General features: G+C 59.8%; 11 protein-coding genes. 5 read left to right on the top strand and 6 right to left on the bottom strand.

Annotated features, from left to right (window positions below; all coding sequences use genetic code 11):
- Positions 1 to 179: 179 nt before the first annotated feature.
- The 3 genes from ACW5W7_RS15475 (at position 180) to ACW5W7_RS15465 (ending at position 2,113) form a co-directional block, all read left to right on the top strand.
- Positions 180 to 713: a glycine cleavage system protein R gene (locus ACW5W7_RS15475; protein ID WP_456502279.1), complete on the top strand. Its 534-nt coding sequence runs from the start codon at positions 180 to 182 to the stop codon at positions 711 to 713.
- 18 nt (positions 714 to 731) lie between these two features.
- Complete coding sequence (bcp, locus tag ACW5W7_RS15470; protein ID WP_456502278.1) at positions 732 to 1,208, top strand: thioredoxin-dependent thiol peroxidase; 477 nt, start codon at positions 732 to 734, stop codon at positions 1,206 to 1,208.
- Positions 1,209 to 1,612: 404 nt separating this feature from the next.
- A complete protein-coding gene (locus ACW5W7_RS15465; RefSeq protein WP_349921141.1) occupies positions 1,613 to 2,113 on the top strand; it encodes a YfbU family protein in 501 nt (166 codons plus the stop codon).
- 72 nt (positions 2,114 to 2,185) lie between these two features.
- Here ACW5W7_RS15465 and yfbV read toward each other — a convergent pair whose 3' ends face one another.
- Positions 2,186 to 2,626: a terminus macrodomain insulation protein YfbV gene (gene yfbV, locus ACW5W7_RS15460; protein WP_349921140.1), complete on the bottom strand. Its 441-nt coding sequence runs from the start codon at positions 2,624 to 2,626 to the stop codon at positions 2,186 to 2,188.
- A 302-nt stretch (positions 2,627 to 2,928) separates the two neighbouring features.
- Here yfbV and ACW5W7_RS15455 point away from each other — a divergent pair, with 302 nt between their 5' ends.
- Both ACW5W7_RS15455 and pta read left to right on the top strand, forming a co-directional pair.
- On the top strand, positions 2,929 to 4,131 hold the full coding sequence (locus tag ACW5W7_RS15455) for an acetate kinase (RefSeq protein ID WP_349921139.1): 1,203 nt from the start codon (positions 2,929 to 2,931) through the stop codon (positions 4,129 to 4,131).
- A gap of 69 nt (positions 4,132 to 4,200) precedes the next feature.
- A complete protein-coding gene (gene pta, locus ACW5W7_RS15450) occupies positions 4,201 to 6,354 on the top strand; it encodes a phosphate acetyltransferase (RefSeq protein ID WP_456502277.1) in 2,154 nt (717 codons plus the stop codon).
- Positions 6,355 to 6,782: 428 nt separating this feature from the next.
- Here the strand turns inward: pta and ilvN are convergent, their stop codons facing one another.
- The 5 genes from ilvN to ACW5W7_RS15425 all read right to left on the bottom strand — a co-directional run bounded on the left by ilvN (position 6,783) and on the right by ACW5W7_RS15425 (position 11,186).
- Positions 6,783 to 7,277: an acetolactate synthase small subunit gene (ilvN, locus tag ACW5W7_RS15445; RefSeq protein WP_349921137.1), complete on the bottom strand. Its 495-nt coding sequence runs from the start codon at positions 7,275 to 7,277 to the stop codon at positions 6,783 to 6,785.
- A gap of 2 nt (positions 7,278 to 7,279) precedes the next feature.
- Positions 7,280 to 8,998, bottom strand: coding sequence for an acetolactate synthase 3 large subunit (locus tag ACW5W7_RS15440; RefSeq protein WP_349921136.1), 1,719 nt, complete (start codon positions 8,996 to 8,998; stop codon positions 7,280 to 7,282).
- 390 nt (positions 8,999 to 9,388) lie between these two features.
- Positions 9,389 to 9,541 carry a hypothetical protein gene (locus ACW5W7_RS15435; protein WP_100858117.1) on the bottom strand — a complete coding sequence of 51 codons (153 nt, stop codon included), beginning with the start codon at positions 9,539 to 9,541 and terminating at the stop codon, positions 9,389 to 9,391.
- Between the two features lie 35 nt (positions 9,542 to 9,576).
- Positions 9,577 to 10,686: an MJ1255/VC2487 family glycosyltransferase gene (locus ACW5W7_RS15430; protein ID WP_456502276.1), complete on the bottom strand. Its 1,110-nt coding sequence runs from the start codon at positions 10,684 to 10,686 to the stop codon at positions 9,577 to 9,579.
- Complete coding sequence (locus ACW5W7_RS15425) at positions 10,683 to 11,186, bottom strand: phosphatase PAP2 family protein (protein ID WP_434668337.1); 504 nt, start codon at positions 11,184 to 11,186, stop codon at positions 10,683 to 10,685. The genes ACW5W7_RS15430 and ACW5W7_RS15425 overlap by 4 nt, the downstream gene beginning before the upstream one ends.
- Positions 11,187 to 11,292 lie beyond the last annotated feature (106 nt).

Genomic DNA, 11,292 nt, shown 5'->3' with positions numbered 1-11,292 from the left:
TCAGGGGCGTTATGGTAAAGCTGCCCCTTTTTAAAAACAAGGGAGGCAAGGGACAAGCCGTGTTACCATCCGGCCTAAAAATGATGCAGAAGAGTCGCGCATGGCGAGGGATTTGACGACCATACCCATCCACAGGGCTCCCTGTCATCGCATTCGCAATAATGGACGAGAGACGATTTATGACTCATTACCTGGTCGTAACGGCCATCGGCACGGACAGGCCTGGCATCGTCAATGAAGTGACCCGCCACGTCAGTGGCTGCGGTTGCAACATTGTCGACAGCCGTCTTGGCATTTTCGGTAACGAATTTACCTTCATCATGCTGCTGTCCGGTGACTGGAACAGCCTGATGCAACTCGAAATCAGCCTGCCACTGCGCAGCCAGGAGTGGGATCTCATCACCATGATGAAGCGCACCGAGCGCCACCACTCACTGCAATACGACATCAGCGCCAGCGCCGATGTCCTGATCCGGGATCAGCCCGGCATCGTCAGTCAGTGCACCCAGTTCTTCAGCGACCACGGCTGGGACATCCAGGCCATGCAGACCGTTACCCTGGAACAGCGGCCGTTCAACCTGCTCAAGGCGAGCTTTCAGCTGAATCTGGCCAAGCTGGGAGAAGAGGCGGGCTCCAAGATGGCCTTCGCCGACTTCTGTCGTGAGCTGGGCGCCGAGTCCTTCGAATTTCTCGTCAACCACAAATACGCCTGACGGCACTTAGGAGATCCCATGCAACCCTTGCAAGCTGGCACCCTGGCCCCCGATTTTTCCCTGCCCGATCAGGACGGCAACCCGGTTACCCTCTCTTCCCTGCGCGGCAAGAAAGTCCTCATCTATTTCTACCCCAAGGCGATGACCCCGGGTTGCACCACCCAGGCCTGCGGCCTGCGGGACGTCAACGCCGAGCTGGCCGCCCTCAAGGTGGTCGTGCTCGGCATCAGCCCGGATCCGGCCAAGCGTCTCAAGAAGTTCGAGGAGCGCGACAACCTGAACTTCCGCCTGCTGGCAGATGAGGATCACGCCGTCGCCGACGCCTTTGGCGTCTGGGGCCCGAAGAAATTCATGGGCAGGGAGTATGACGGCATCCACCGCCTGAGCTTCCTCATCGATGAAGAGGGCAAGGTCAGCCATCGCTTCGACAAGTTCAAGACCAGCGATCACCATCAGGTGGTGCTCGAACGGGTGAAAGGCCAGTCGAAAGCGTGACTCCCCCATACCGGACAAAATGATAGAAAGAGGGCCTGCATATGCAGGCCCTCTTTTATTGATGCGCTTTATCTTTCAAGGCTCGTCTCTTGAGAGACGAGGGCGAGCAGCTGGCTGCCCCGTCCCGCCTGCAAGCCCGGGGCCGCGGAGGGATCTTTTTGAGAGTATGCACCCAAGTGAGGTGCCTTGGTGGTGGATCATCTGGCATGGGCCAAATGATGCTTCCATTCTTGCCGAGCCGGTCCAAAATGCAAGCCGTGGTGGCGACAATTAATTAACCAACCCCGTCAGGTCACCGCCTCCTTCTGCGCCGTTTTTCTCGCCGACCTCCCCTGCCAGATCAAAAAATTCATCCTGAATATGGGTTAACGTGGTGTCAGATTCATTTTCCAGCGAGACAGCCTATGAACATGAGCCATACCGAACGCCTGATCCTGAGCAATCAGTACGAGATCCTGGCCAAACTCAATCCGGAAAAGGCCGCGTTTTATCTGCGGGCCAGCACCATCATTGAGCGGGGTTACTGCCTGCAGATCCTCGAACTGGAGAAAGACTTCAGCCATCTGGATCTGGCCACCTGCCAGGAGGTACTCGACACCCTGGAGATGCATCACGCCCTTTCCATCTCCTGGGGCAATCTGGATCCGGTGACCCAGAGCGAGATCAAGGTCAGTCGGTTGACCTTCAACGGCTATAGCCGCAGCCAGGAGCGGGAGCTGGCGGACTACGTCTGCTTCCTGCTGGAAGTGGACAAACGCTTCCCCGAGCTGCCCTGCCCCTGCGACGAGCTCTCCAGCGATATCGCCATGCGCAACAAATATCAACGCATGCTGGCGGCCTGGCGCCAATGCCCACGTCAGTACAAGCTCTCCATTCAGGAGATCAGCAAGGTGCTGGCGGCCTGAAAACGGTCATGAAAAAGGCGCCCATGGCGCCTTTTGACTGTGCATCGATGTTAATGAAGCAGGCTGGCGTCCTCACTCATAGAGGAAAGACTTGTCCAACTGCTTGAAGGCGGCGCTCAATGTGTCGGCCAGCTCCTCGTAGCGCGGCTGCGCCACCAGCTGACGCCGCCCACCCTGTTCGTTCATCTTGCCGTTGATTTCCCGATACCAGCTGGCGAGGGAAGGAGGCAGCCGGGTGTCGGCACGCTGGCCAAGCCAGTAATATCCCTGCAGGGGCAAACTCAGCAGGAAGAACACGGACGCCATGACAGAGGGCCAGTAGTGCTGCTCGCCGAACTGGAATTGCACCATGACGCTGAGCACGGCGAGAGCCGGAATGATCTTGAGGGCGAACTCGGTCGCCTTGATCACCCTGTTCTCCGGAAATAGGGAATTAAGCTCGGGACGGCGCGGCCAAAGAGTCATATAATGACGGCCTTGCTGTAATTTAGTTCCAAAAATGTTCATGCTCATGCTACCTCCGAGCTCTTTTTGAACGCATTAACGGCAAAACCTCGACATTTTTTGAGGGCCAATAACAAAGGTTGAGGATACTTTGTTATTTTTCAACAATCAGGTTATCCTTTGTACGCCCAATTTTTACGCCAGTATACGATTTACTGGCCTGTCAGGGACGTCTGGATCTCGGGTCTTGTATCACTATACAAGGGGCAAGCAACAGATTGCCAACCCTCATAAGGATAAGTTGAAAGTTTTTGGACGCACCGCGTCCGGCGCATCCTCCAACCCAACCCAATCTGCGATAGGATTTATTCATGAGTAAGCTGGTTCTTGTTCTTAACTGTGGCAGCTCGTCCCTGAAGTTTGCTGTCATTGACGCAACCACCGGTGATGACCTGCTGTCCGGCCTGGCCGAGTGCTTCAACCTCGACGACGCCCGCATCAAATGGAAGCTGAACGGCGAGAAAGGCAATGCCGATCTGGGTGCCGGTGCCGCTCACCAGGAAGCGCTGGACTACATCGTTCACAAGATCCTGCCGCTCAATCCGGAACTGTCCAAGAACCTGATCGCCATCGGCCACCGCGTTGTTCACGGCGGTGAGCAATTCACCTCTTCCGTTCGCATCACCGACGACGTGATCGCCGGCATCGAAGCCGCCATTCCCTACGCGCCGCTGCACAACCCGGCTCACCTGATCGGTATCCGTGCCGCGCTGAAGGTGTTCCCGGAGCTGGCCGAGAAGAACGTTGCCGTATTCGACACCGCCTTCCACCAGACCATGCCGGAAGAAGCCTTCCTGTATGCCCTGCCGTACAAGCTCTACAAAGAGAACGGCATCCGTCGCTACGGCGCCCACGGCACCAGCCACTACTACATCAGCCTGGAAGCCGCCAAGCAGCTGAACAAGCCGGTCTCCGAGCTGAACATCATCAACTGCCACCTGGGCAACGGCGGTTCCGTCTGCGCCATCAAGAACGGCCAGTCCGTCGACACCTCCATGGGTCTGACCCCGCTGGAAGGCCTGGTAATGGGTACCCGTTCCGGTGATCTGGATCCGGCCATCATCTTCTTCCTGCACGACAAGCTGGGCATGAGCGTGGCCGAGATCAACACCATGCTGACCAAGGAATCCGGCCTGCAGGGTCTGACCGAAGTCACTTCCGACTGCCGCTTCGTTGAAGACAACTACGACAGCAAGGAAGAAGCCAAGCGCGCCATGGACGTTTACTGCTACCGCCTGGCCAAGTACATCGGCGCTTACGCCGCAGCCATGGACGGTCGTCTGGACGCCGTCGTCTTCACCGGCGGCATCGGCGAGAACTCCGCCCCGATCCGTGAGATCACCCTGAACAAGCTGGGCCTGCTGGGCTTCGACGTCGACCACGACGCCAACCTGAAGGCTCGTTTCGGCAAGGGTGGCGAGATCACCAAGGCTGGTTCCACCAAGGCCCTGGTCATCCCGACCAACGAAGAGTGGGTCATCGCCCACGATGCGCTGGAACTGGTCGGCGCATAATTTAGCTGTAGAGCAAGGCCGCCCCAGGGCGGCCTTTTCCTGATCCCAAAAATGAACAAGGGGTAATAAGTGGCACGCACTATTATGCTCATCCCGGTCGGCACTGGTGTCGGCGTAACTTCCGTGAGCCTTGGCGTCGTTCGCGCCATGGAACGTCACGGTGTCAATGTCAGCTTCTTCAAACCGGTGGCCCAGCCGCGTCCGGGTGAAACCGGTGCCGAGCGCTCCACTGCCGTGATCCGCGCCGCTGCCAACATCAACCCGCCCGAGCCGTTCACCCTCTCCTACGCCGAGAACATGATCACCTCCAGCAACACCGACATCCTGCTGGAAGAGATCGTCGCGCGCTTCGAAGAGCACGTGAAGAGCAGCGGTGCCGAAGTGGTGGTGATCGAAGGCCTGGTGCCGACCGACAAGCAGCCGTTCGCCAACAAGCTGAACTACGACGTCGCCAAGGCGCTGGACGCCGACATGGTGTTCGTGACCCATCCGGGCAACGACTCCAGCCAGAAGCTCAAAGAGCGCATCGAGCTGGCCTGCTCCAACTTCGGTGGTGTCAGCAACCCCCGCATCGTGGGCTGCGTCATCAACAAGGTGGGTGCACCGGTTGACGAGCACGGCGTGACCCGTCCCGACCTGACCGAGATGTTCGAAGCCCATCACCAGGGCGCCGACACCGGCCACAACCTGGAAGTGCTGCAAGTCTTTGGCAAGAGCCCCCTGCGCATCCTGGGCTGCATCCCCTGGAACACCCAGCTGATCGCCCCCCGTGCCAAGGATCTCGCCAAGCACCTGGCCGCCAAGATCCTGCACAAGGGTGAGCTGGACAGCCGCCGCCTGCAGACCGTGACCTTCTGTGCCCGCTCCATCCACAACATGATCGAGCACTTCCGTCCGGGCAGCCTGCTGGTGACCTCCGGCGATCGCTCCGACGTCATCGTCTCCGCCTGCCTGTCCGCCATGAACGGCGTCAAACTGGGTGCCTTGCTGCTGACCGGCAACTACCATCCGGAGCCGCAAGTCATCGCCCTGTGCCAACAGGCCATGGCCACCGGCCTGCCGATCATGATCACCGGTACCAATACCTGGCAGACCGCCGTCAGCCTGCAGAACTTCAACGTCGATATTCCGGAAGATGACCGCGAGCGTATCGAGCTGGTGCAGGACTACGTGGCCGGTCATATCGACAAGCACTGGATCGAGTCCCTGACTGCCAAGTCCACCCGTTCCCGTCGTCTGAGCCCTCCCGCCTTCCGTTATCAGCTGACCGAGCTGGCCCGTCAGGCCAACAAGCGCGTCGTGCTGCCGGAAGGGGAAGAGCCGCGGACCATCAAGGCTGCCGCCATCTGTGCCGAGCGTGGCATCGCCCGTCCGGTGCTGCTGGGCAACCCGGAAGAGATCCGTCGCGTCGCCGAACAGCAGGGCGTGGTGCTGACCGATCGCGTCGAAATCATCGATCCGGTTGAAGTACGCGAGCGTTACGTCGCCCGTCTGGTCGAGCTGCGCAAGAACAAGGGCATGACCGAAGTGGTCGCCCGCGAGCAGCTGGAAGACAACGTGGTGCTGGGCACCATGATGCTGGAGCGCAACGAGGTCGACGGTCTGGTGTCCGGTGCCGTGCACACCACCGCCAACACCATTCGTCCACCGATGCAGATCATCAAGACTGCCCCGGGTTCGTCCCTCATCTCCTCCATCTTCTTCATGCTGCTGCCGGATCAGGTACTGGTGTATGGCGACTGCGCCATCAACCCGGACCCGAGCGCCGAACAGCTGGCCGAGATAGCCATCCAGTCCGCCGACTCCGCTGCCGCCTTCGGCATCGAGCCGCGCGTGGCCATGATCTCCTACTCCACCGGGACCTCTGGCGCCGGTGCGGACGTGGAGAAGGTGCGCGAGGCGACCGAGCTGGCCAAGGCCAAGCGTCCCGACCTCATCATCGACGGCCCGCTGCAGTACGATGCGGCCATCATGGAGAACGTGGCCAAGTCCAAGGCTCCGAACTCGCCGGTAGCCGGCAAGGCCACCGTGTTCGTGTTCCCGGACCTGAACACCGGCAACACCACCTACAAGGCGGTACAGCGTTCCGCAGACCTGGTTTCCATCGGCCCCATGCTGCAAGGCATGCGCAAGCCGGTCAACGACCTGTCCCGTGGCGCCCTGGTGGACGACATCGTCTACACCATCGCCCTGACCGGTATCCAGGCTGCCCAGGCCGAGTAATCAACCCCAGCCCTGAGATCTCAAAAACCCGCCAGTTGGCGGGTTTTTTTATGGATGGTCGGCACCATTCCTTATGGGCAACGAGAGCCATGTTGATCCGCAAGATCAAATCAGGATCCCGCCGGGATCCTGCCATTTCCCCGCAGGGCTCAGCGGACAAGGGGCTGGCGATAAGCAAACGCTCACACTCTCCCTGGGGGATTGTGCAAATGCGATCCAGCCGGGATCAGATTGAAATATCTCTTTAAGATCAGTGAACTAACGCCAGACACACCGCTAATCTACAGAGTTTTCCACAGCTTTTGTGGATAGTTTACCGATCATTTGAAAGAAAATGACAGTTCCGACCAAACCCCACCCTTGCCAGCCAACCATGAAAAAAGGGCTCCGAAGAGCCCTTTTGGTTCGATATCGACATCACAGCATCATCAGGGACGCAGGGACTTGTCTGCCCGGGAGATGCCGCAGACGCCGGAGCGCACCACTTCGACGATCTCGTTGGTCTGGGCCGCCGTCTTGATGAAGGCGTCCAGCTTCTCGCTGGTGCCGACGAGCTGCACCGTGTAGAGCTCGGGGGTGACGTCGACGATCTGGCCACGGAAGATGTCCGCCAGCCGCTTCAGCTCGTCACGACCACCACCGGCGGCGCGGGCCTTGACCAGGGCGATCTCCCGCTCGATGTGCTCCCCTTCGCTGAGATCGCACACCTTGAGCACGTCCACCAGCTTGTGCAACTGCTTCTGGATCTGCTCAAGCACCCGCTCGTCCCCCATGGTGACAATTGTCATGCGGGACAGGGTGGGATCCTCGGTGGGGGCCACCGTCAGGGTCTCGATGTTGTAGCCGCGCTGGGAGAAGAGACCCACCACACGGCTCAGGGCGCCGGATTCGTTCTCCAGCAGTACTGAAATGATGTGTCTCATCGTCAGGTCCTCTCCGTCTTGCTCAGCCACATCTCGTCCATGGCACCGAACTTTATCTGCATGGGATAGACGTGCTCATCCGGGTCGACCGAGATATCCATGAACACCAGCCTGTCCTTCATGGCGAAGGCCTTCTCCATGGCGCTCTCCAGCTCGGCGGGATCACTCACCGCGATGCCGACGTGGCCATAGGCTTCCGCCAGTTTGACGAAGTCCGGCAAGGATTCCATGTAGGAGTGGCTGTGACGGCCGCCGTAGAACATCTTCTGCCACTGCTTGACCATGCCGAGGGCACGGTTGTTGATGGAGATGATCTTGATGGGCACGCCGTACTGCATGCAGGTGGAGAGCTCCTGGATGTTCATCTGCACCGAACCGTCACCAGTCACGCAGCAGACCACCGCCTCCGGGTTCGCAAACTGGGCGCCCATGGCAGCCGGAATGCCGAAGCCCATGGTGCCAAGGCCCCCCGAGTTGATCCACTGGCGCGGCTTGGCAAAGGGGTAGTAGAGGGCGGCAAACATCTGGTGCTGGCCCACATCCGAGGCAACGAAGGCCTCCCCCTTGGTCACCTTGTAGAGTGCCTCGATGACCTGCTGGGGCTTGATCAGGTTGGGAGAGGTCTCGTAGGCCAGGCAGTTGCGCGAGCGCCACTGACCGATCTGCTCCCACCACTCGGCCAGCTCCTGCTTGTCGTTGTCAAAACCACACTCGCGGATCACCTCCAGCATCTGCTCCAGCACGGTTTCCACCGAACCGACGATGGGCACATGGGCCTGGACCGTCTTGGAGATGGAGGTGGGATCGATGTCGATATGGACCACGGTCGCGTTGGGGCAGAACTTGGCCACATTGTTGGTGACGCGATCATCGAAGCGGGCACCTACGGCGAAGATGAGATCCGCGTTGTGCATGGTCTTGTTCGCTTCGAAGGTGCCGTGCATGCCGAGCATACCGATGAACTGCGGATGGATGCCGGAGAAGGCCCCCAGTCCCATGAGCGTGGTGGTTACCGGCAGGTTCAACAGCTCCGCCAGCTTGGTCACCAGGTGATCCGCGTTGGCATTGATGGCGCCGCCCCCCACGTACATGACGGGACGCTTGGCTTCCACCAGCAGCTTGGCAGCCCGCTTGATCTGACCCTTATGTCCGGCCTTGGTCGGATTGTAGGAACGCAGAGAGACGGACTCCGGATACTGGTAGGGGAACTTCTCTTTCGGGTTCTGCACGTCTTTGGGCAAGTCCACCACCACGGGCCCCGGGCGGCCACTGGCGGCAATGTAATAGGCCTTCTTGATGGCCTCCGGGATCTCGCTGGCCTTCTTGCACAGGAAGCTGTGCTTCACCACCGGGCGGGAGATACCGATCATGTCGGTCTCCTGGAAGGCATCTTCCCCGATCATGCTGGTCGGCACCTGACCGGACAGGATCACCAGGGGGATCGAGTCCATGTAGGCGGTCGCGATACCGGTGATGCAGTTGGTGGCACCGGGCCCCGAGGTCACCAGCACAGTCCCCACCTTGCCGGTGGAACGGGCGTAACCGTCAGCCATGTGCACGGCGGCTTGCTCGTGCCGCACCAGGACATGCTCCATCTTGCCGTTTTCAAAGAGAGCGTCGTAGATGTCGAGCACTGAGCCGCCAGGGTAGCCGAATACGTGCTCAACCCCCTGATCCTCCAGCGCTCTAACCACCATCTGGGCGCCTGATAACATCTCCATGATAAAGCCCTCCAGGCTTTGCTCCGTTAAGCGAAAGCTATCGACAGTCCGCTGCTTCCCGGCAACGCCTACCCGTGTGTTTATGGTTGTCTGAGTACGGATCAGGCGAGTACGGAGTCGTCGATAGTAGAAAAATCGGTTTTTTCCATCATCCACCCGAAAATAGGGTGAAAAAACAACTTAACCCGCCCGTGAACGCTTGTCCACGGCTTTGTCTGGCCATAACAGTCATAAATTTCAAACAGCTATTAACATTCAGTTACTTGCCCATGGCGACGGAAAGAAAGGGGGGATGACAGGGGAATAGGCAGTGGATCATGCTGAAAACAAGGCGGTATGCAGAAATAAATGGCCCACCGCAGGGGGTGGGCCTGTCAACCGGGCGGGGATTCACTGGTCTTGCTCGGGCTCCACCAGCCAGATCTGCTGATCCGGATCCGTCTCCTCGCACACCGAGATACTGACCCCCATGTCGAGCAGTTCGTGCAGTGTGAGATTGTCCGCCAGATTCATGGTATCGCCGTTCTCATTGGTAAAACGCATGTTGTCCACCCTCTCCTTATTGGGATCGTCTCAGTCTAGTCAAAGGCACTGAGTTGCGATAACCAGGGGCGGGGCAATGCCGGGCTCAGGGTCAACTCGCTCAGCCGATCGCACACCTCCTCCGGGAAGAGGGTACGAGCCCAGAGCCTGCGAGAGAGCGACTCTATCCCCTCCCCGGCCCCCGCCGCCAGCCAGTCTGCCAGCTCCCCCGCCACGTCCGGATAGCGAATGGCCCCGCAAGCCGCACTATCGAGCCAGTTGCGCACTTCATTGGCATCGAGCGCCTCCATCAACTGGGCCAGCCCCATCAGTTCCAGGGTCTTGCCATTGGTCAGTTGCTCGAACTGGCCCACCAGCGGCTTGACCAAGAGCTTCTTGCCAAGGGAGAGCGCCTCGGACGCCAGCTCGAAGCCCGCGTTGGTGATGACACCGCGACAACCCGCCAGCGCCTGCTTGAAGCCCTCCCGCGCCTGGGGCTCGAAGTGGATGTTGCGCCACTGGCTGGGGGAGCGAATGGACGGGTGGAAGCAGATGAAGCGCTGCTGGTTGAAGCGCGACAGCAAGGCGGCTATCTGCTCCGTCAGCTCGAAGGGGAGGTAGACCAGTATCTGCTGATTGTCTTGGGCCAGCGGAATGGGATCGATGATGGGGGGCAGCAAGGGTTGGCCGAAGTGAAACCAGTGCAGCCCCACTGACTGGCGGACGGGGGCGAAGTGGTGCATCAGCTGGCGGTTGAAGCCGCTCTCCCCCCAGCGCGGGATGTCCCAGTCAAAGCTGGCCTGATGGCTGATGGTGAGGCTGGGTTTACCCCAGCGGCGAGCAGCATGGGCGCTGATGGGCTCGAAATCGCTGATCACCAGATCGTAATCCCGGCAGTCGAGGGCCCGCATGTCCTGCCAGAAGCGCAGTGGCGAGAGCCCCTTGAGGGTACGCCAGCCCGAGACTCGTCCCCCATGGCTGATGAAGGTGATGCCGGGGAAGGTGCGATAGTCCCCGAACTCGGCCATCTCGAAGTAGCCATCGGCGGGCCGGCCGCTGAACAGATAATCGACCTCAATGCCGCGAGCTTTCAAGGCGCGGGCCAGAGTGCGGCTGCGACTGATGTGACCGTTGCCGGTCCCCTGTACGCCAAACAGTATTTTCATCCCTGACTCCAGCCCAAGGCCCAGAGGGCGCAACCACTGCCGAGCAGGGCGCCGGCCACCAGATCGCTGAGATAGTGCACCCCGAGCAGCAGGCGGGAGGCCCCCACCAGAATGGCCCAGGTAAACAACAAGGGGGCCCAGAGCGGGAAACTCGCGGCCAGCACGGTCGCCATCAGGAAAGCGGCCGCGGTATGGCCGGAAGGCAGACTGTAGCGGTCGGAGGGCGTGATGAAGACCGGCAGCCCTGCCGGGCGCTGGCGCTTCAGGGCATTCTTGAGCAACAGATAGAGCGGCAGTTCGAGGGAAAACGCCAGCAGGGCGATGAGCACCGTCTCTCGTTGTGCCCCCCCTTGCCACCAGAGCAGGGTCGCCAGCACGGCGTAGAGCGGGCCGTCACCGGTACGGGAAATGAACCGGCTGACCCGGGCTTGCGAGTGGTTGTAGGGATGGAGCAGGCAGACACGGCACACCTGCAGGTCCCATTGCTGGATCTTGTTCATCACGCCCCCCTTTCCCTTGAATCTTCAAGACAGACTAGGACGGCGCAATGACAGTTCGTTGAAGGACAGATAACAGATTGGTGAACAAGACAACAAAAAAGGGCCG

The organism is Aeromonas intestinalis, assembly GCF_054052485.1.
This window is presented reverse-complemented; position numbering and strand designations above follow the sequence as displayed.